The organism is Salinisphaera sp. (assembly GCF_002729955.1).
In the GTDB taxonomy this organism is placed as follows: Bacteria; Pseudomonadota; Gammaproteobacteria; order Nevskiales; family Salinisphaeraceae; genus Salinisphaera.
In genome coordinates this window covers 20,779-40,979 of the sequence record NZ_PBYA01000034.1, presented here as the reverse complement: position 1 = coordinate 40,979, position 20,201 = coordinate 20,779, and the positions used below count along the sequence as shown (strand labels likewise).

At 64.4% G+C, this 20,201-nt stretch carries 20 protein-coding genes; 10 read left to right on the top strand and 10 right to left on the bottom strand.

All coding sequences use genetic code 11. The features are described from left to right. The first annotated feature begins 4 nt into the window (after positions 1-4). The 4 genes from CMN27_RS10525 (at position 5) to CMN27_RS10510 (ending at position 2,109) form a co-directional block, all read left to right on the top strand. On the top strand, positions 5-814 hold the full coding sequence (locus CMN27_RS10525) for an SDR family oxidoreductase (RefSeq protein ID WP_293626279.1): 810 nt from the start codon (positions 5-7) through the stop codon (positions 812-814). A 71-nt stretch (positions 815-885) separates the two neighbouring features. Beyond that, on the top strand, positions 886-1,137 hold the full coding sequence (locus tag CMN27_RS10520) for a GlsB/YeaQ/YmgE family stress response membrane protein (RefSeq protein WP_293626277.1): 252 nt from the start codon (positions 886-888) through the stop codon (positions 1,135-1,137). 55 nt (positions 1,138-1,192) lie between these two features. Continuing rightward, positions 1,193-1,459 (top strand): DUF167 domain-containing protein, encoded by a 267-nt coding sequence (locus tag CMN27_RS10515; RefSeq protein ID WP_293626275.1) that lies wholly within the window; start codon positions 1,193-1,195, stop codon positions 1,457-1,459. After that, positions 1,456-2,109, top strand: coding sequence for a hypothetical protein (locus CMN27_RS10510; protein WP_293626274.1), 654 nt, complete (start codon positions 1,456-1,458; stop codon positions 2,107-2,109). Before CMN27_RS10515 ends, CMN27_RS10510 begins: the two co-directional genes overlap by 4 nt. Positions 2,110-2,118: 9 nt before the next feature. On the opposite strand, the gene CMN27_RS10505 is transcribed toward CMN27_RS10510, so the two are convergent. Genes CMN27_RS10505 through CMN27_RS10490 form a run of 4 tightly spaced genes read right to left on the bottom strand, consistent with a single transcriptional unit; the run spans position 2,119 to position 5,667 of the window. After that, on the bottom strand, positions 2,119-2,553 hold the full coding sequence (locus CMN27_RS10505) for a PaaI family thioesterase (RefSeq protein WP_293626273.1): 435 nt from the start codon (positions 2,551-2,553) through the stop codon (positions 2,119-2,121). After that, the gene (locus CMN27_RS10500; protein ID WP_293626272.1) at positions 2,550-2,690 is read right to left on the bottom strand and encodes a hypothetical protein; all 141 of its coding nucleotides are present in this window, start codon (positions 2,688-2,690) and stop codon (positions 2,550-2,552) included. The genes CMN27_RS10505 and CMN27_RS10500 overlap by 4 nt, the downstream gene beginning before the upstream one ends. 55 nt (positions 2,691-2,745) lie before the next feature. Further along, positions 2,746-3,474 (bottom strand): sulfite exporter TauE/SafE family protein, encoded by a 729-nt coding sequence (locus CMN27_RS10495; RefSeq protein WP_293626270.1) that lies wholly within the window; start codon positions 3,472-3,474, stop codon positions 2,746-2,748. Between the two features lie 36 nt (positions 3,475-3,510). Then, complete coding sequence (locus tag CMN27_RS10490; protein WP_293626268.1) at positions 3,511-5,667, bottom strand: bifunctional TVP38/TMEM64 family protein/FAD-dependent oxidoreductase; 2,157 nt, start codon at positions 5,665-5,667, stop codon at positions 3,511-3,513. 218 nt (positions 5,668-5,885) lie between these two features. Here CMN27_RS10490 and CMN27_RS10485 point away from each other — a divergent pair, with 218 nt between their 5' ends. Further along, positions 5,886-6,962 carry a 3-deoxy-7-phosphoheptulonate synthase gene (locus tag CMN27_RS10485; RefSeq protein WP_293626266.1) on the top strand — a complete coding sequence of 359 codons (1,077 nt, stop codon included), beginning with the start codon at positions 5,886-5,888 and terminating at the stop codon, positions 6,960-6,962. Between the two features lie 73 nt (positions 6,963-7,035). Here CMN27_RS10485 and CMN27_RS10480 read toward each other — a convergent pair whose 3' ends face one another. Then, positions 7,036-9,045, bottom strand: a complete 2,010-nt coding sequence (locus CMN27_RS10480) for an SDR family oxidoreductase (RefSeq protein WP_293626264.1) — start codon at positions 9,043-9,045, stop codon at positions 7,036-7,038. 169 nt (positions 9,046-9,214) lie between these two features. On the opposite strand from CMN27_RS10480, the gene CMN27_RS10475 reads away from it, so the two are divergent. Next, positions 9,215-9,556, top strand: coding sequence for a histidine triad nucleotide-binding protein (locus CMN27_RS10475; protein ID WP_293626262.1), 342 nt, complete (start codon positions 9,215-9,217; stop codon positions 9,554-9,556). A 131-nt stretch (positions 9,557-9,687) separates the two neighbouring features. Next, on the top strand, positions 9,688-10,554 hold the full coding sequence (folE2, locus tag CMN27_RS10470) for a GTP cyclohydrolase FolE2 (RefSeq protein WP_293626260.1): 867 nt from the start codon (positions 9,688-9,690) through the stop codon (positions 10,552-10,554). Between the two features lie 907 nt (positions 10,555-11,461). Here the strand turns inward: folE2 and CMN27_RS10465 are convergent. After that, positions 11,462-12,127 (bottom strand): hypothetical protein, encoded by a 666-nt coding sequence (locus CMN27_RS10465; RefSeq protein WP_293626258.1) that lies wholly within the window; start codon positions 12,125-12,127, stop codon positions 11,462-11,464. Positions 12,128-12,269: 142 nt separating this feature from the next. On the opposite strand from CMN27_RS10465, the gene lexA reads away from it, so the two are divergent. Beyond that, positions 12,270-12,908, top strand: a complete 639-nt coding sequence (gene lexA / locus CMN27_RS10460; protein ID WP_293626256.1) for a transcriptional repressor LexA — start codon at positions 12,270-12,272, stop codon at positions 12,906-12,908. 51 nt (positions 12,909-12,959) lie between these two features. Here the strand turns inward: lexA and CMN27_RS10455 are convergent, their stop codons facing one another. From CMN27_RS10455 to CMN27_RS10440, 4 genes are all read right to left on the bottom strand, one after another. Next, positions 12,960-13,973: an OmpA family protein gene (locus CMN27_RS10455; RefSeq protein ID WP_293626255.1), complete on the bottom strand. Its 1,014-nt coding sequence runs from the start codon at positions 13,971-13,973 to the stop codon at positions 12,960-12,962. After that, positions 13,970-14,398 carry a hypothetical protein gene (locus CMN27_RS10450; RefSeq protein ID WP_293626254.1) on the bottom strand — a complete coding sequence of 143 codons (429 nt, stop codon included), beginning with the start codon at positions 14,396-14,398 and terminating at the stop codon, positions 13,970-13,972. Before CMN27_RS10450 ends, CMN27_RS10455 begins: the two co-directional genes overlap by 4 nt. Positions 14,399-14,489: 91 nt before the next feature. Next, entirely contained in the window at positions 14,490-15,164 is a 675-nt protein-coding gene (gene murU / locus CMN27_RS10445; protein WP_293626253.1) for an N-acetylmuramate alpha-1-phosphate uridylyltransferase MurU, read from the bottom strand. Beyond that, on the bottom strand, positions 15,161-16,150 hold the full coding sequence (locus CMN27_RS10440) for a phosphotransferase (RefSeq protein WP_293626252.1): 990 nt from the start codon (positions 16,148-16,150) through the stop codon (positions 15,161-15,163). The genes murU and CMN27_RS10440 overlap by 4 nt, the downstream gene beginning before the upstream one ends. A 170-nt stretch (positions 16,151-16,320) precedes the next feature. Here CMN27_RS10440 and CMN27_RS10435 point away from each other — a divergent pair, with 170 nt between their 5' ends. Further along, positions 16,321-18,786 (top strand): LPS-assembly protein LptD, encoded by a 2,466-nt coding sequence (locus CMN27_RS10435; RefSeq protein WP_293626251.1) that lies wholly within the window; start codon positions 16,321-16,323, stop codon positions 18,784-18,786. Continuing rightward, a complete protein-coding gene (locus CMN27_RS10430) occupies positions 18,783-20,201 on the top strand; it encodes a peptidylprolyl isomerase (protein ID WP_293626250.1) in 1,419 nt (472 codons plus the stop codon). Before CMN27_RS10435 ends, CMN27_RS10430 begins: the two co-directional genes overlap by 4 nt.

The window sequence follows — 20,201 nt, the reverse complement described above, 5'->3', positions numbered from 1 at the left end:
CGCCATGGCCATTCAGGATTTTTCGGGCCGAGTCGCGCTGGTAACCGGCGCCTCGGCCGGGGTCGGCGAAGCCACGGCGCGCGCGCTCTCAGCCGCGGGGGCGAAAGTCATCGTCGCCGCCCGCGGTATCGAAAAGCTCGAGCGCGTTGCCGCCGATATCGGTGCCACAGCCATCGCCGCCGACGTATCGAGCGAATCCGGCTGTCGAGCGCTCATCGAGCAGACGCTGGCCGTGCACGGGCGTCTGGATCTGCTGGTCAACAACGCCGGCTGTCATCATCGCGGGCCGGTGGCCACACGCAGCGCCGACGAAATCGGCCAGATGGTGGATACCAACCTGCGTGCGCCGCTGATGCTTTCCCGCCTGGCGCTGGACGCGCTCGGCCAAAGCGACGGCGCGGCCATCGTCAACGTGGCCTCGATCGCCGGCCATATGCCGCTGGCCGGCAGTGCGAGCTATTCGGCCACCAAATTCGGGCTGCGGGCCTTCACCTATGCCCTGTCCGATGAACTCGCCGATACCGACATCAGCGTGAGCGTGGTTTCACCCGGCCCGATCGCCACCGATTTCATTCTTGAGGATATCGACTCGGTTTCGGATATCACCTTCTCCCAGGACATGAGCACGCCCGAGCAGATCGCCGAACTCATCCTCGCCTGTGCCCGCGACGGCCGCGTGGAACGCAGCCGCCCGGCCATGAGCCGGGTGATGGCCACCGCCGGCTATCTCATGCCCTCGCTGCCCCGTCTGCTGCAGCCGCTGCTGGCCGCGAAGGGGCGCCGGGCCAAGGATCGCTACCGACGCAAGGCGTAAAATCACCCACTTGCACGGCTCTGCGGCGGCGCGCACAGTACTCGAACCCCCTACGAACAAGGATTTAACTGATGGGCATCATTGCATGGATCATCTTCGGCCTGATTGCCGGCGCCGTCGCCAAGCTGCTCATGCCGGGCAAGGACCCGGGCGGCATCATCGTGACCATCGTCATCGGCATACTCGGCGCGGTGCTCGGCGGCTTCATTTCCACCGCCCTGGGCATGGGCACGGTATCCGGCTTTAATCTCGGCAGCTTTGTGATCGCCATTCTCGGCGCCATCCTGCTGCTGTGGCTGTATCGCGTGATGAAATCGCGTTGATTAACGCGTTGGTCTTGTAAACCGACAGCCGGCGCAGCGATGCGCCGGTTTTTTTATGCAAATCGATATCAAGGTCGTACCCGGCGCATCGAAGGATCAGATCAGCGGCTGGCTGGGCCCCGCGCTCAAAGTGCGCGTGCGCGCCGCGCCGGAAAAAGGCAAGGCCAATCGGGCCGTTATCGCGTTGCTGGCCGAGGCGCTGCACGTCGCGCCGGCCACGATACGTATCGAGCGTGGCCAGACGCGCGCGCTCAAGCGTGTCGCAATCGATGATATCGACCCGGGCGAATTCGCCCGGCGCCTGGGCCGGCCCACGCCATGATCGTTGTCTACTGCACGCTGGCCGCGCTGGCCGCGATCGGGGTGGTCCTGCTCGGTCACGCCACGACACGCCTGCGCCGACGGCGGCTGTTCACTGCCACCTGCTCGGGCGCCTGCGGCGGCCTGTGTCTGGCGTTGACCGCACTGGCCGGCGCCCTGCTACTCAACCTGCATACCTACCAGCGCCTGAGCTACGAACAGCCGGTGGCACAGCTGAGCTTCCAGGCGCTGGACGACCAGCGCTTTCAGGCAACGCTTGCCAGCGATAACGGTGCGCCGCGGCTGTTCGAGCTGACCGGCGACGAATTTCAGCTCGATGCCCGCGTGCTCAAATGGCGGGCCTGGGCCAATCTGCTCGGCTTCGATGCCCTGTTCAGGCTTGAGCGCCTGAGCGGTCGATATCGCGATATTGCCGATGAGCGAACCCGGCCGCGCAGCGTGGTAGCCCTCGACGCCGAAGAACCGGGGGTCAACGCCTTCGCGCTTGCCAGGCGCCTGCCCGGCTGGGCGAAGGCGGTCGATGCCCGCTACGGCAGCGCGACCTATGTTCCCATGGCCGACAACGCGCGCTACGACATCACCCTGACCCAGAGCGGGCTGATCGCACGTCCGGCCAATGCGGCCGCCCGGGCGGCGATCGAACGCTGGTAGCGCGGCGGCTCAGACGGTGCCGCTGGTGGCGGTATTCATGCGCGCATAGGCGCCGGTGACATGGGCCACCAGGGTGTCGAAATCCTGCGAGAACAGCTCGACCCGGCAGGTCACCGTGCGCCGGCCCACGCGAAGCAAGGTAGCGCGCGCCAGCACGTCGGCGGCTTTCGGCCGGCGCAGAAAATCGATATTGAAATGGCTGGTCACCGCATATTCGCCGTCCGGCACGTGGGCGATGATGGCGGCATACATGGCCGCATCGGCCGCGGTCATGAGCACCGGGCCGGATATCGTATCGCCCAGGCGGGTCATGCCCTCGTCGTAGGGCAGACAGATATCGGCATGGGCCGAACCCACTGCGAGCACGCGAAAGGCGGGCTGGCCGGGCGATCCGACGTTGCGCCGTATCACCGTTTCGATCTGGCCGGCGTCTTTCAGGCTCACGGCGCGCTTTCGGTTTGCGAACGCGCTTCCAGCCGATCGATACGCTTTTTGAGCGTGGCGGTCTGGGCAAACGCGACGGCAGCCAGCGAAAAGCCGACCAGGCCGAACACGAAGGCGAGTATCACGAAGGTCGACAACGGCTTCTCCCGAATATGAGCAACAAAACGCCGACGCTGGGGAACGCGCCAAGCCTCAAGGCCACAGGCCGCCCAGCCCGTCCCAGGCCAGACGCAGCGCCAGCACGATCATGACAGCCCGTACCGCGAGGCGGAAACCACGCTCGGAAAACACCCCGTGCAGCCGGCGGCCCACCAGCGTCCCCAGCAAGGCCGCCAGCGCCATGGGTAGCAGCAGATCGAGGCGCGCGAACACGTTGAAACCGCTGAGCGAAAAGGCGCCGATCTTGAGCAGGTGACTGCCGGCCTGGGCCACGGCCAGGGTGGCGATGATCTGTTCCTTGCGCCAGTCATCGCGCAGAAAGAACGGCGCGACGAGCAGGCCGGTGGCACCGACCACCGGGCCCAGCACGCCCGCGATCGCGCCGGCGGCAAGCAGCCCACCCCGCCCGTGGATCTTCAGGCGTGCCGCCCAGCTCGGCCAGACCGCCATGACAACGAACACGGCGAGCAGCAGACGAATCCAGTCCGGGTTGGCATCGACCACCCAGGGCGCGACGAGAAACGGCCCGGGCACGGCCGTGAGCGCGAATAGCGCCAGCGCCCGCCAGCGCACATGGCTGCCATAGACCACGCTGCGCGAGGCGTTGGCCGCGAACTGCACCCCTGCATGCAGCGGCAGAGCCAGCGCCGGCTGCATGCCCAGGGCGAACATCAGCGCAATCAGCAGGGTGCCGCCGCCCATGCCGGCCATGCCCGAGAGCACGGCCGTGACAAAGGCGGCCGCCACCAGCAGGCCAGTCAAGGCGAAAGCGGCCCGCGCTCGTCCGGCGCCTGCATGCTATCGGCGCCAGGCATGAAAGCGCGCAAGCCACGGGAAGACCCACTCAGGCGCGTGCGCTTTTTTCCACTCGCTGGCGGCAAAACGGTTGGCCTCGGCCAGCGTCGGATAGGGATGGATGGTCGCCAGCATCTTGTTCAGGCCGATGCCGTGTTTCATCGCCGATACGAATTCGATGATCAGCTCGCCGGCCGCCTCGCCCACGATGGTCGCGCCCAGGATGGTGTCCTTGCCGGGTACGGTGAGCACCTTCACCACCCCCTCGCGGGCCGATTCGGCGATCGCCCGATCCAGGCCGGCCAGATCGTAGCGGGTGACTTCGTATTCGATGGAGGCCGCGCGCGCGCTGTTTTCGTTATGACCTACATGGGCGACCTGGGGGTCGGTGAACGTACACCAGGGCAGCCTGGAATAATCCACGGCAAAGCGCTTGAAGGCGCCAAACAGGGCGTTGACCGTCGCATGCCAGGCTTCATGGGAGGCCGCATGGGTGAGCTGATAGCCGCCGATGGCGTCGCCACAGGCATAGATGCTCGGCAGCGCGGTCTGCAGGTATTCGTCCACCGCGATCCGCCCGTCCTTGACCAGGCCGAGCTCTTCCAGGCCCATGCCTTGCGTGCGTGCCTTGCGGCCGACCGCGACCAGCACCCGATCGCAGCGAATCTCGGTTTCGCGCTCGCCCAGCTTGCAGGTAAGCACGGTCTCGCGGCTGTTGCGGCTGGCCGCTGTCACCTTGAGACCGGTTCGCACGGACACGCCTTCCGCGACGAGCCGATCGCGCATCTGTGCGCTGATATCGTCGTCCTCGACCGAAAGAATGCGCTCGCCCTGTTCGATGAGCGTGACCTGACTGCCCAGCCGCGCAAACGCCTGGGCCATTTCGCAGCCGATCGAACCCGCCCCCATGACCGCCAGGCGCTCGGGCAGTTCGGTGAGATCCCAGAGATTGTCGGAGGTGAGATAGTCGATATCGGCCAGCCCGTCGATGGCCGGCACGAACGGCACTGCGCCCGTGGCCAGCACGATATGGCGTGCCGTCAGCCGTTGGCCATCGTCGGTTTCCACCGTCCACGGATCGACCAGCCGTGCGCCGGCCTGAATACAGTCCACGCCCAGCGACTCGTAGCGTTCGACCGAATCATGCGGTGCGATGGTCGCGATTACCGACCTCACCCGATCCATGACGTCCTGGAAATGAAAGTTCGCGCTGGCCGAACGGATGCCGTACTCCCGGCTGTGGCGAATTTCGTGCATGAGCTTCGCGCTGCGTATGAGCGCTTTCGAGGGCACACAGCCGGTGTTGAGGCAGTCGCCGCCCATTTCGTTCTTTTCGATGAGCGTGACCTTGGCCTTAACAGTGGCCGCGATCAAAGAGGCCACCAGCCCGGCCGAACCGGCGCCGATCACGATCAGGTTGCGATCGAACTCCTTGGGTTTGTCGTAGCCGGAGAGCGCCTTGCGCGAGGCTACGAAATCCAGCGTCTTGCGGGCGATCAGCGGAAACAGGCCGAGCAGCACGAAGGAGCCGATCAACCCCGGCGAAAGCACGCCCGACAGGGATTGCACCTGACCGAGCTGGGTGCCGGCATTCACATAGACGAGCGTGCCCGGCAGCATGCCGAGCTGGCTGACCCAGTAGAAGGTGCGGGTGCGAATGGGGGTGAGGCCCATGGCCAGATTGATCACGAAAAACGGGAATACCGGCACCAGCCTCAAGGCGAACAGATAAAAGGCCCCGTCGCGCTCGACGCCACGATTGAGGGCTTTCAGGCGCGAACCGAAGCGTTTCTGCACGCTTTCGCGCAGCACGAAGCGGGCGATGAGAAAGGCAAGCGTCGCCCCTATGGCCGATGCGAACGACACCAGCAGGGTGCCCTCCACCAGGCCGAACAGCGCGCCGCCGATAAGCGTCATCACCGCTGCCCCCGGCAGCGAAATGGCGGTCACCGCGACATAGATCGCGAAGAAGCCGACAGCGAACAGCAGGCCGTGGGCGGCGGCCAGCTCGCCCAGCGCGGCGCGCTGGCTTTCGAAACAGGCCAGGCTGAATACCTGATCGCTACAGGCGCCGCCCAGATACTGCCCGGGGTTGGCCACGAACCAGGCCACGATGAGTGCGACTACGAAAACGGCCAGGCCGATACGCGTGATGGTCATGGATTGCTTTCCTTTCAAACGCCTGCGGGCTTGTGCGGCCACAGGCTACGCCGTGAATGCCGCTACGCCCTGGCGGGCCAGACAGACGCCGTGATTCATGTCCGTGTATACGCCCCAACTATCGGTCCGACCGGCCCGTGCCTGAAATCACGGTACGTCTGCTAGACTCGCCGCTCATTTTTACACGGTCGTCGCCGGCCGCATTCGCCCGAATTACCATGCACGAAACCGACAACCTCCGTATCAAGGGCATTCAGGAATTGATTTCTTCGCAGGCGCTACTCGAAGAGCTGCCCGTGAGCGAAGCCGCTTCCGAGACGGTCTACAACACGCGCACGGCCATCCAGAAGATTCTGCACGGCGAGGACGACCGCCTGCTGGTCGTGGTCGGGCCCTGCTCCATTCATGACGTGGACGCCGCGCTCGAATACGCGAAAAAACTCGCCGAGGCGCGCGAACGCTATGCCGACGACCTGCTCATCGTCATGCGGGTGTATTTCGAAAAGCCGCGTACCACGGTGGGCTGGAAGGGTCTGATCAACGACCCGGACATGGACGATTCGTTCAAGATCAACAAGGGCATCCGCCTGGCGCGTGAACTGCTGCTCAAGCTGGCCGATCAGGGCATTCCGGCCGGCGTCGAGTTTCTTGATCTCATCTCGCCGCAGTATCTGGCCGATCTGGTGGCCTGGGGCGCGATCGGCGCCCGCACCACCGAAAGCCAGGGCCATCGCGAGCTGGCCTCGGGGCTGTCCTGCCCGGTCGGCTTCAAGAACGGCACCGGCGGTTCCATCAAGATCGCAGTGGACGCGGTCGGCGCGGCCCATCATCCGCACCACTTCCTGTCGCTGACCAAGGAAGGCCAGTCCGCGATCTTTGCCACCGAAGGCAATCGCGATACGCATATCATTCTGCGTGGCGGTGCGAACGGGCCGAACTACGACGCCGACTCGGTGGCCGGCGCGGTCGCCCTGCTCGAACAGGCCCAGCTGTCGGGCCGGCTGATGATCGACTTCTCGCATGCCAACAGCCGCAAGCAGCACAAGAAGCAGCTGGAAGTCGGCGACGACGTCGGCGGCCAGATCGCGGCCGGCAGCCGTGCGATCTTCGGCGTGATGATCGAATCCCATCTCAAGGAAGGCAATCAGAAGCTGGTGCCGGGCGTCGAACCCGAATACGGCGTCTCGATCACCGATGCCTGCCTGCACTGGGAAGACACCGACGCCCTGCTCGGCGAACTGGCCAAGGCCGTGTCCGAGCGTCGTGACCTGCGCGCACACAGCGACGACGACTGAACCGTGGCCCTCTCTCGCGAGAGGCCAGCGCCGATAAAGAAAGCCGCCCGAGGGCGGCTTTTTTACGTTCGGGCTACCAGTAGGGCCCCGGCAACAGTGCCGCGAGCACCCGGCCCGGGATATTGGGCTTTTCGTCCTCGGACGAACGCCCGCCCCGGGCGGCCTTGGAGGACGGGAACATGTGAAACGCCTTGTGCAGCACGAAGTCGTTCACCTTCGGCCAGAGGGCATAGCTGATCTGGGCGGTGGTACCCAGCGGCGAAGCGATGCGCTTGGGCTTTTCCAGAATCGCGCACACGATCATGTCGGCGGCCTGTTCCGGGGTGAGCGTGGGCACGTAGTCGTAGAGCTTGGTGGGCGCGATCATGGGCGTACGCACCAGCGGCATGTAGATCGTGGTCAGATCGATATTGCGCGAGGCCACCTCCGGCGACAGACAGCGCGAAAACGCATCCAGCGCGGATTTGGAGGCCACATAGGCCGAAAAACGCGGCACGTTGGTCAGACAGCCGATACTGGAGATATTGATGATATGCCCGGTACGCCGTTTCGCCATCGCCGGCAGGAAGTCGAAGATCATGCGGATGGCGCCGAAGTAGTTCAGCTGCATCGTGCGTTCGTAGTCGTGGAAGCGATTGAGCGACTCGAACACGCCGCGGCGGATCGAATGCCCGGCGTTGTTGATGAGAATATCGACGTGATGATGGTCGGCCAGGATCTGCTTCGTGCAGGCATCGATGGCTTCCATGTCGCTTAGATCACAGGGATAGGCATAGGCGTTGCCGAGCCCGATCTTGTCCACGATGGCCCGCGTTTCTTCGAGCTTGTCCGGCGTGCGCGCGATCATGCATACCGTCGCCCCCGCCCGGGCGAGCTTCTTGGCGGTCATGAAACCGATACCGCTGGAGGCGCCGGTGATCACCACCACCTTGTCCTGCATGCGGCGAAGCAGCTTCTCGGGCACATGGAAATCGCAGTCCATATGCATTTCCCAGTAGCACCATAGCGTCTCCGCATAGTCTTCCAGGCGCGGGCAATGGATACCGCTGCCCTTGAGCGCAGCCTGGGTATTCACGTCCTCGAAAACGGCGCGATTGTTGACATAGCCCAGAATCGACAGCGGCACGCCAATACGTTTGGAAATACGCTTTTCCAGCCATTCGGCCTTGGGAATATTGCCGGCCAGACGCTTGAGCTGGTGCTCGATATTTGCCGGCCATTCGTGGGTGGGCAGGCTGCGTACGATATCGGGGCCGTGGGCTGCGCGCATGAAGATACGCAGCATCTCGCCGGCGGTGGGCGGCTCGTTCTGGATCAGAAAGAACGCGCGGCCGTCGAGATTGCGCTTGTGGGCGATATGCACCATGGCATCGACGACATAGTCCACCGGCGCGACCGGCATCTGGCCGCCTTCGATGCCGAGTAGCGGCATCCACTTGGGCACGTTGTCGCGGATGCGCTTGATCGGCTTGAAGAAGTAATACGGACCGTCGATCTTGTCCATTTCGCCGGTCTCGGAATGCCCGACCACCATGCCCGGCCGATACACCCGCCACGGCACCTTGCAGTGCTCGCGCACGATCGCCTCGGACTGGAACTTGGTCCGGTAGTAGGGGTGGCGAACATGCTGGCCCTCGTCGAACATCTCGTCGGTGAACAGGCCTTCGTAGTCGGCACCGGCCACTGCCACCGACGACACATGATGAAAGCACGGCTTACTGCCGGATTCATTGGCCAGCGCGCCGGCAAGCGCCACGATATTCGCCGTGCCCTCGTTGTTGACCTTGTCGGCCTGGGCGTCGGTCATGTTCATGTCGTAGACCGCGGCCAGATGGAAGACATGATCGATGCTGCCGGCCAGATGCTCGAGCGCTTCGCGATCGATCACCCCGCGCTTGGTGATATCGCCCCAGACCGGAATCAGGCGGTCCTCGCCCACCCCCAGCCGCTCGCACAGGCCGGCATAACGATCGGCGCTGGCACGACGCATCAGCACGTACACGGTCGCATTGCGCCGTGCCAGAAGCTTTTCGACAAGGAAACGACCGATGAAACCGGTCGCGCCGGTCACGAGATAGTTCATTATTGCTTTGTCCTGGTCTGGATATCGTCCTCAGCGATGCCGCTGGCGGCGTCGCTCGCATCGCTGACGTTAACCCCATGCGGGGCCCTTGCGCCACTATCAGGAATTGCACGATCGCTTCTGACACAATGCCTCGACGCGCAATGGTTCACCCAACCCGGATTCACCCATGAGCGAAACCATATTTTCCAAGATCATCAATCGCGAGATCGATGCCGATATCGTCCACGAAGACGACCAGTGCCTGGCGTTTCGCGATATCAACGCGCAGGCGCCGATGCATATCCTGGTGATCCCGAAAAAGCCCATCGACATGCTCGTCAACGCGCAAGCCGACGACCAGGCCCTGCTCGGCCACCTGCTGCTGACCGCGCGTCAGGTCGCCAGGAACGAAGGCTACGGCGAAGCCTTTCGCCTGGTGGTCAATAACGGCGAGGCCGTGGGCCAGAGCGTATTCCACCTGCATGTGCATATTCTGGGTGGGCGCGACTTCTCCTGGCCGCCGGGCTAGGCGCGTCTTGCAAGGGCGCGGATCGACCCCATCAATCAGACACAGCCGCTTTGTGGGCCGAGTCCGCGCGCGCTAACATGGCGCGCTTTGGATCGGCTCGGCGGCCGATTCGCCTGACTGGAACCAACACGATGAGTACCGTGGCCAAGGCGCAGGGCGCCAGCAAGAACACCGCTTCCAACGCGCGCGACAATGCGCGTACCGGTGCCGAGATCGAGGATGTCCAGAGCCGAGCCGATCAGCGTCATCTGGCGATCAACAAGGTCGGGATCTGCGACATACGCCACCCGGTATCGATCGAGCAGCGCGTGGGCGGCCACCAGAGCACGGTGGCCACCTTCGGCATGTACGTGAACCTGCCGCACCACTTCAAGGGCACGCACATGTCCCGCTTCGTGCAGATCCTCAACGCGCACGAGCACCAGATTACCGTCGATTCGTTCCGGGCCATGCTCGGTGAGATGACCGAGCGTCTCGAAGCCGACAACGGCCATATCGAGATGAGCTTCCCCTACTTCATCGACAAGTACGCGCCGGTGACCCGGGAAAAAGGCGTGATGGACTATAACGTCACCTTCATCGGCGACCAGCGCGGCGAGCGTACCGATCTGTATGTCGAAGTGAAGGTGCCGGTGACCACCCTGTGCCCCTGCTCCAAGGATATTTCCGACTACGGCGCCCATAACCAGCGCTCGCTGATCACCATCCGCGTACGCGCGACCGAATTCTTCTGGCTGGAAGAGCTCATCGAAATCGCGGAATCCCAGGCATCATCCGAGCTTTACGGCATTCTCAAGCGCGTGGACGAAAAGTCCGTGACCGAACGCGCCTACGAGAACCCGAAGTTTGTCGAAGACGTGGTGCGCGATGTCGCACAGTGCCTGAACGACGACCCGCGTTTTCGGTATTACGTTGTGGAGTCGGAGAACTTCGAATCGATTCACAACCATTCGGCCTACGCGATGATCGAACACGACAAGGATCGGCCGACCGGCTAAGCCTTCGTTCGATTCGAAGTCCGGCTGACATCAGCGATCGCATCCCGCGGCCAAGCCGCGGGAACCCTGCTCTGTCGTCGCTGAATCAGCCGACTCCTCATCGATTCACAATCACTCGGCCTACGCGATGATCGAACACGACAAGGATCGGCCGACCGGCTGAGGCTTCGGTCGATTCGAAGTCCGGCATACATCGGCAAGCGCATCCCGCCGACAAGCGGCGGGAACCCTGCTCAAGTTGCCGAGAATGCCGACTCCTCATCGATTCACAATCATTCGGCCTACGCGATGATCGAACACGATAAGGATCGCTCCACCGGCTAAGCCTTCGTTCGATTCGAAGTCCGGCTGACATCAGCGATCGCATCCCGCGGACAAGCCGCGGGAGCCCTGCTCTGGCGTCGCTGAATCAGCCGACTCCTCATCGATCCACAATCACTCGGCATACACGATGATCGAACGCGCTAAGGATGCGCCGTCCGCGTGAGCCTTCTCTTGCCAGGTGGCCGGCTTGGCAAAGCGGGTTGTCCGCAAATGAACGCGAAGAAACGCGAATAAGGCGGAAGACAGAGCGCTCGAAGGCCGGGTGGACTAGTGTCCCCGCTGCATGCTGGACGTTATCCAGAGCCAGGAATCTTCTTGTAATTGGGCAAACGGCGCACAAGGCTTGAAGGGCTCATCACACGCCCTGGACCTGTCTGCCTGCTGACTTCATTCGCGTTTCTTCGCGTTCATTCGCGGATGATATTTTCCTTGCGCATGCAGCCAGCCGTGTCTTGCATACGCAAGTAAGCCCTTGTTCGATTGAGCGCCCGGCTATGGCCGGGGCCGTGCTATAGCAGGCACAAAAAAGCCCGGCCGAAGCCGGGCTTTTTCGTTGCGCTAGCGCTCGCTAACCAGCGTTGGCTTACGAGGCGCTGCTGTCGGTGCTGCCGGGCGTGGCCTCGGCGCTGTTCGACGGCGCCGGTGCGCTCGCCTTCTTGGCGGTGCTGCGCTTGCGCGTGGTGCTCGTGCCGGACTTGGCGTTCGATGCACTGGCCGTGCTCTTGCGCGTCGAGGTCGTCTTGCGCTTGGTAGCCGTGGTCTGGCCCGACGTGCTCTTCTTGGCACTCGTGCTCTTGCCGGCCGTGGCATTCGCCGTCTTGCGGCTGCTCGAGGCAGCACGCTTACGCGTGGTCGACGCCTTCTTCGTTTCGCCGGAGAGCTTGCCGACGACCGACTTGTAGCCGCTGGTGAACACGTTGCTCAACTCGTTGGTGGTCTGCACCAGCAGATCGATGGTGTCCTTGTAGGCCGACACGATCTGGTCGCGGCCGTTGGGCACATAGGCCTGCGGGTTGTTGGCGACCTTGCGCACGCCGTCCTTGCGCGCCTTGTCGAAGCTCGACTTGGCTGCAGCAAACACGTTCTTGGCGGCGCCGATTTCGGTATTGGCAAGCGTCTGACCGTTCTTGGTCACAACCCCTACAGCCTGACGCTGCGCGTCGAAATAAGCCTTGAACGCATCCTGGTAATTGCGCCCTACCGTACCGACGCGATTACGGACATCCGAAACGATTTCCTGAATCTTCATGTTGGCCCTCTCACAATTAATTTCTTTTCGTTTGCTGCGTTGCAGCATGTGTATAGATTAACGCTCGTGTTGCAGCGCGTCAAACGCGTTTCCTGCGCGCTTTTGATTGCGCGCGGGCACGGCAACTGGATATCCTTACACGATGAACGAGCTCACCGAAAAACAGCGGCGCGTCTACGCCTTCATCCGGGACACGATCGCCGAACGCCATACGCCGCCCACCCGGGCCGAGATCGCCGAAGCCCTCGGATTTGCCTCGGCGAACGCGGCCCAGGCGCATCTGCGTACGCTCGAGCGCAAGGGTTTTATCGAACTCAACGCTCGCCTGAGCCGTGGTATCCGCCTGACCGCGGCCGACGACACGCCCGAGCGCAGCGAAGCCGCTGCGGCGCATACGCTCAATCTGGCGGTGATCGGGCGCGTGGCTGCGGGCGCGCCGCTGCTCGCGGTGGAGCATGTGGAACGTCATTGCGAGGTCGATTCGGCGCTGTTTTCGCGCCGGCCCGATTACCTGCTGCGCGTCAGCGGCGACAGCATGATCGGCGTGGGCATTTTCGATGGCGATCTGCTGGCCGTGTCCCAGGCCAGCGAAGTGCGCAACGGCCAGGTGGCCGTGTTCCGGGTCGATGATGAAGTCACGGTCAAACGGTTTGCCCGCGATGGGCAGACCGCACGCCTACAGGCCGAAAACCCGGACTATGCCGATATCGTGGTCGATACCGAACGCGAGTCGCTGGCCCTGGAAGGCATCGCGGTCGGCGTGATCCGCAGCCTGCAGTAGACGGCCGGACGGCGCACGCACGAAGCGCGCGTCGTCCTTCGCTTTCCCAGCCTAGGAGCCCGAGCGCGCGCTGCGGGCTTCGGGGCTGTCGGGACCCGGTACGATCACGGCTTCGATACGGCGGTTGGCGCGCCGCCCCTCGGCGGTGTCGTTGGAGGCCACCGGCTGGGTATCCCCGAAACCACGGGCGCCAATACGCCGTGCCGGAACACCGTTTTCCACCAGCTGCTGGGCCACGGCCCGTGCCCGCGCGGCCGACAACGCAAGGTTGAAGGCGCGCACCTTGTCTTCGCGAGTCGGGGCCTGTTCGTCCAGGCCGGGGTTAGCCGCCACGAAGCGGTCGATGGATTCCGGCGCGGGGCCAACGCTGTCGGTGTGGCCAAAGATGGCCACGCCCACGGTCGGATGCGCCTTGAGCAGGTCGGCAAGCTGGCGCACGGCGGCCTGGGATTCGGCCTTCATGCGCGCCGTACCGGTTTCGAACGAGACATCGCCGAAGCGGTCCGGCACCACCTGTTGTCCGACCAGCTTGCGATCGGCCGGCGATACCGGCTGTACTTCGCCCGCGCCGGCGGCCGGCGCACTGCCCGAGGCGGGCGCCGAGCGCTCGCCGCGCGCCTTGAGCTCGTCGTTGACCGCGATCAGCTTTTCGAGATTGATTTCGCGTACCGCGGTATAGCGGGCGATTTCGGCCAGACGCCGTGCCCGATGGGCCTGTTCGGCTACTGCCACCAGCTTGGCATCGGCCGGACGCTGCTTGTTGGCGAGCCCCTGCCAGCCCTGCTCGGCCTCTTCGAGCGCGCTGCGCGCCCCGGCCAGTTCGTTGGCCGCGTATTGCTCGACGTCCGGCTGTGCTTCGGCAGCAGTAAGCGCCTCGCGGGCGTTGTCCAGCGGCGCAAAGCGTGCTTCGCCGTCCCGCACGCGCTTGATCTGGCTCTGCAGCGCGGCGTTCTGTGCATTGACACCGGTGAGCGCCGGGCCCGGCGGCACCACGTTGCTTTCGAATACGGAACAGCCGGCGATGAAAGGGGCCAGGCTGAGCGCGATCATCCAGGACTTGTTCATCGCGCACCCTCCGTCGCGTTCGCGGCCGAACCGTCGAGCTGGCCCTGCAGCTCGGCCAGCTTGGTCTGTACCGCCTTTGCCTGGGTCTGGGTCAACGCCGAACGGGCATCCAGCTCGGCCGCTGCTACCAGCGCCTCGACCCGGGCGCGTTCGGTGTCGTTGAGTTCGCGATTGGCACGCGCCGCGCTGTAGAGAATATCGCGGGCGGTGGAAATACGGCGTCGCGAAGCATCGACCGCACGTGGCGCAAAGGTGTCGGCATCGGCCGCGCGTGCCTTGGCCAGCGCCTGTTCCGCCGGCGCCAGTACGCTTTGGTCGGGCGCGCTGGGCGTGACCACCGCATTCGATGCACAGCCCGCGCTCGCGAGAATCACGAGCCCGGCAAACAGTATCCGGATCAAAGAGTTCGACATACTCGCCGGCATGCGGCTTCTCCATTGTCTTGACGGTGCGTCGGCCCGATTCGCCCTCGGTGACCGGCGCGACAGGCCCGGGATTCTAACAGCGCTTTCGACTTCAGCCACGCTCGGCCGCGCGGCGGGCCGCCTCGAGCGCGCTGGGCCGGCCGACGTCGATCCATTCGCCCTGATGATGCTCGCCGCTGGCCCGGCCCTCGGCCAGCGCTTCGCGTATGACCACGGATAAGGCAAAGCGTTGCGTATCGCGCGCGGCGAATCGCCGCGGATCAAACACACCGATGCCGGCATAGGTCAGCCGCGGGTCGCGATCGACCAGCCGGCCGTCGACGAGGCCGAAGTCACCCCGTGCATGGTGTTCGGGGTTATCGACCAGCACGCAGTGCGCATCGGCATGGTGGCGTTCCTGCAGCCGGGCATAGTCGTAGTCGGTGAACACGTCGGCGCTGATCAGCGCGAATGGTGCCTCGCCCAGCAGCGGCAGGGCCTGGCGGATGCCGCCGCCGGTATCCAGTTCGCCGGGTATTTCGCGACTGTAGTGCAGGCGCAGCCCCCAGGCACTGCCGTCGCCGAGCGCGGCCACGATCTGCTCGCCGCGATATGCGACGTTGATCACCACGTCTTCGAAACCGCCGGCTGCCAATGCATGCAGGTGATGGCCGATCAACGAGCGGGCCCCGACCTCGATCAACGGCTTGGGGGTTTCGTCGGTGAGCGGGCGCAGGCGCTCGCCGCGTCCGGCGGCCAGAATCATCGCTTTCATGGGTGCGCTCATGGCGCGGACTTCGCCAGCAGCGGGGCCAGTCCGTTCAACGGTTCGTATGCCGCCACCACGGGCTCCAGATAGCGCACGAAGCGCGGCGTATCGGCGAGATAGCGCGGCTTGCCGTCGCGGTGGGCGATACGCGCGAAGATGCCCAGCACCTTGAGATGGCGCTGTGCGCCCATGAGCGCGAGATCACGCTTGAACGCTTCGAAATCGTCGCCGACCGGGATACGACGCTCGCGGGCGGCGTCCCAGTAGTGGCGAACCCAGCCGTCGATACGATCGGCCGGCCAGCTGATGAAGGCATCGCGAAACAGACTGGCCAGGTCGTAGGTCACCGGCCCGTAACGAGCATCCTGAAAATCAAGCACGCCCGGCAGCGGATGGCTGACCATGAGATTGCGCGGCATGTAGTCGCGATGCACGTAAACCTTTGGCTGGGCACAGATTTCATCGAGCAGAAAAGTGAAGGCGCGATCGATATCGGCCTGTTCTTCAGCCGTCGGCGTGTAGCGCAGATGGCGCGCCAGATACCAGTCGCGAAACAGTTCCAGCTCGGTGCCCAGGGTGGCGCGATCGTAGTTCGCCAGCACACCCGGCTGGCTGGCCTGCTGCCAATCGATGAGCGCACCGGTGGCCGCGCCGAACAGGGCATCGGCGTTGTCGGCATCGAGCACGTCGAGAAAGGTGCGCGTGCCCAGATCGCTGAGCAGCATGAAGCCGTGCTCGTAGTCGACCGCCAGCACCCGCGGCACGTTCAGGCCGGCGGCGGCCATGAGTTCGGCGATGCGTACGAATGCGGGATTGTCCTCGCGTTCGGGCGGGGCATCCATGGCGATATAGCTGCGCTCGGCTTCGCCTTCGCCCAGTCGGGCGCGGAAGTAGCGTCGGAAACTGGCGTCGGCGGAGGCGACCGTCCAGCTCGGCATGGCCTCGAGTTGCTGCGCGACCCAGGCTTCCAGTGCGTGCCTGCGGGAATCCTGGCTGCCGTTCATGCGGCTGACTCCCCGACGCGTGGTGCGACCTGTTTTATTGCGGGTATTCGAGCGGGTGCGCATAATCGGGCGGCATTGGGGGTTCGCTTGCGAACACAACCGCTTTCTGCGGCGCCGCGCCGTGGCCAGGGCCACGCGTTTCGCCACGCCAAAGGGTGAGACATCCCGCCGTGATTCGTATCGCTGTTCACTATTGTCGCTTCGGTTTGGGTCGTTTCAGTTCGGGTCGTTTCGATACCGGCTGCCTGCAGCGCCAGTCGGCGTTGCAGCGGGGTCGTTTCGCGCTGCGCCTGCCGACCGCGACGCCGTGGGTGCTGGGCGTTTCGGTTATCTGTGTCGGCGCGCTGGCGCCCAAGCCTAGCATTGCCGCGGAGATGGGGTGTGCGGTCGATACGCCGCCCATCGCCCTGCCCGAACCGAGCGCGGATTCCACCCTCGTCGCCGATCAGGCCAGTCTGCAGGACGAAGTCGCCGAGGCCACCGGCAATGTCCGGCTCGAGCGCAACGGCCAGGCCCTGGAAGCACCGTTCGTGCGCTACGACCGCAAGAGCGGCCGTGCCCAGGCACGCGACGGCCTGCAATATTATCGGCCCGGCGTTTTCCTGACCGCCGACAGCGGCGACGTGCTGGTCAACGACGAGACCGGCGAGTTCAAGCAGGCCAACTATTCGATACTGACCAACGGCGGCCGGGGTCAGGCGGCCACGGTCAACGCGCTGGGGGGTGGGCGTTTCGAGCTCACCGACGCCGACTACACCACCTGCGACGGCGAAACCAAGGCCTGGCTGCTGTCGGCGAACCGTATCGAGCTGGATCGCACCAGCGGCCGCGGCGAGGCCTTCGATACGGTCATGCGCTTCTATGGCGTACCGGTGTTCTATTCGCCCTACCTGAATTTCCCGATCGACAACCGGCGCCACACCGGCGTGCTGCCGCCGACGATCGGCAGTACCAGCGATTCCGGCTTCGAACTGGCCGTGCCCTACTACTTCAACCTGGCGCCCAACTACGACGCCACCCTCGTGCCGCGCATACTCGGCAAGCGGGGCCTGCAGCTGGGCGGCCAGCTACGCTATCTCTATGCCCACCACCGCGGCGAATTCGACGGCGAATACCTGCCCAGCGATAACGAATACGACGACGATCGCGCGCTGTTCCACTTCGAGCATATTGGCCAGCTCACCCCGCATCTGGGTGTCGAGGCCAATTACACGCGCGTGAGCGACGATCAGTATTTCGACGATCTCAGCAACGATCTCGCCGGCACCTCGACCTCGCAGCTGGAACAGGCCGTGCGCCTGACCGCGGTGGACACCGGCCTGCGCTTCACCCTGCTCGCCCAGGATTTCCAGACCCTGGACGACTACGACGATGACAACGACAACCTCGACCGGGCGTTCAGCAACGAGCCCTACAAGCGCATGCCTCAGGCGCGCCTGGAAATGCTCACCCCGAGCACGCCCGTACGTGCCGGACTCGACGCCGAGTTCAGCAATTTTCAACGCGACGACGATATCGATGCCTATCGCGCCGAAGCACGCCCACGCCTGCTCTGGGGCGTGGATCGCGGCGGCTGGTATGCCAACAGCGAAGCCTCCTATCGCGTAACCCGCTACCAGCTTCGCAATTTCGACGACGCCAACAACTTCAGTCCCGCGGATACCGGCGGCGACGATGTGATCACCCGCGATATCCCCCAGTTCACCTTCGGCAGCGGGCTGCGCTTCGCGCGCAGCTTCAACGATGGCTGGGTACAGACGCTGGAGCCGCGCGCACAGTATCTGTACACCGCTTACGAGGACCAGTCGGATATCCCCATCTTCGATTCCGGCGTGGCCGATCTGCACTTCGACCGCCTGTTTTCGGATAACCGTTTTGTCGGCTCGGATCGTATCGGCGACGCCAACCAGCTCACCCTGGGCGTGTCCTCGCGTTTCATCGAGCCGGAGAGCGGGCGCACCGTGGCCAAGGTCGACTTCGGTCGTGTCACCGGCTTTCGGGATCTGCGCGTGAACATGCCCGCCAGCGGCGAAATCGGCTACGGCGATCGCGGTTCGGACTATGTGGCCGGCCTGGAGCTGCGCCCCACCGAGCACATCACCGCCCGTACCACGGTGCAGTACGACCCCGACGACAGCCGCGTCAATCGCGCCTCTGCCACGGCCAGCTATCGCACCGATGCCGGCTATCAACTCGATCTGGGCTATCGCCGCTACAACGACTATCGGCCGCTGCGCGTAGTCGACCGTATCGACGACGACAACACCCGTACCACGCTGGTGCCCGGCGCCTACGAGGATCTGGAACAGACCGCGGTCGGCCTGCGCGCACCGGTCACCGAGAACCTCGACGTACTCGGACGTTGGAACTACTCGCTCGAGGAGAGTCAAAACGTGGAGACGCTGGCCGGCTTCGAATACCGCCCCTCCTGCTGCTGGGCAGGGCGTGTGGCCTGGCGGCGCTATGTGGCAGACAACGACGGCAGCATGGATACCGCCATCATGTTCCAGTTCGTACTCAACGGCCTCGGCCAGTTCGGCGACACCGTCCAGTCGTTCGTCGACGATGACGTCTACGACGACGACAACCGTGGCCGCAGTTCGAGCAGCTCTTTTGATACCATCCGCTTCCCATGAGATATCTCCTCGCTACGGGCCTAGCGCTCGCCATCACGCCGCTGGCGTTCCTCTCTCTGCCGGCATCGGCACAGAGCCTGGGCTTTCCCGACGACTACTCGCTGATGAGCCGCTCGTCGGACAGCGCCGACGCCGCCCCCGCACAGCCCAGCGCCCAGACCCTGGACGAAATCGTGGCCGTGGTCGGCGATGGCGTGATTCTGGAGAGCGAACTCAACGAGGCGGTGGCGCGTATTCGTGCCCGCGCCGGCGGGCGCGCCGACCAGATGCCGCCCAATATCCTGCGCTCGCAGGTGCTCGATCAGCTGATCATGCAGCGCCTGCAGGTCCAGCGCGCGCGTGAGCGCGGTATCGAAGTCAGCGATCAGGAAATCGATGCCGGCATCGGCCGTATCGCCCAGCAGAACAACATGGACATGCAGCAGTTCATGCGTGCGGTGGCCGCCGACAGCATGACCATGGAACAGCTGCGCGAGCAGGTGCGCGAAGAACTTCTGGTCAGCAAGCTGCGTCGCCAGGAAGTGATGTCCAAGGTCTCGGTGAGCGACGAGGACGTCGACCGCTACCTGGAAAATCAGTCGCTGCGCAACGCCCAGGATCGTGAGTATCGGGTACGCCATATCCTGTTGCCGGTAAGCGAGGGCGCGGATTCGGCCACCATCGAAGCCACCCGCGACCAGCTGGAAGCACTGCGTGAGCAGATCGTGGACGGCGATGCCGACTTCGCCGACGTGGCCGCGTCCCATTCCAAGGGCGAGAACGCGCTCGACGGTGGCGATATGGGCTGGATGCAGGGCAACTATCTGTCGCGCACCTTCCGCGACGTGGTGCCCTCGCTATCGCCCGGCGAGACCAGCGAGGTATTCCGCGACAGCCAAGGCTTTCATCTGGTGCAGCTGGAAGACGTGCGCGGCCGCGACGCCCAGAATCAGCCCAAGGTCATGGTGCAGGAAGTACAGACCCGCCATATCCTGCTCAAGCCCAACGAAATTCGCGACGCCGAACGCACCCGCGAACTCGGCCGCCAGATTCGCGAGCGCCTCGAGGCCGGCGACGACTTCGCCGCGCTGGCGCGCGAGTATTCCGACGATACGGCAACCGCCAACCAGGGCGGCGACCTGGGCTGGGTACAGCCCGAACAGCAGCGGCTCGACCCGATCACCCGGCGCCAGCTCGAAGCGCTGTCGCCCGGTGAGGTCAGCCCGGTCTTCCAGACCGGCGAAGGCTACGAGATCCTGAAGGTCACCGATCGGCGCCAGCGCGACCAGACCCAGGAAGCCGCTCGCGACCGCGTACGGCGTACGCTGGGCGAACAGAAGTCGGTCGAGGAAGGCGAGCTGTGGCTGCGCAAGCTGCGCGACGAAGCCTATGTCGATGTACGCATGCCGGGCTATCAGGCCACCGGCGGTGGCTAG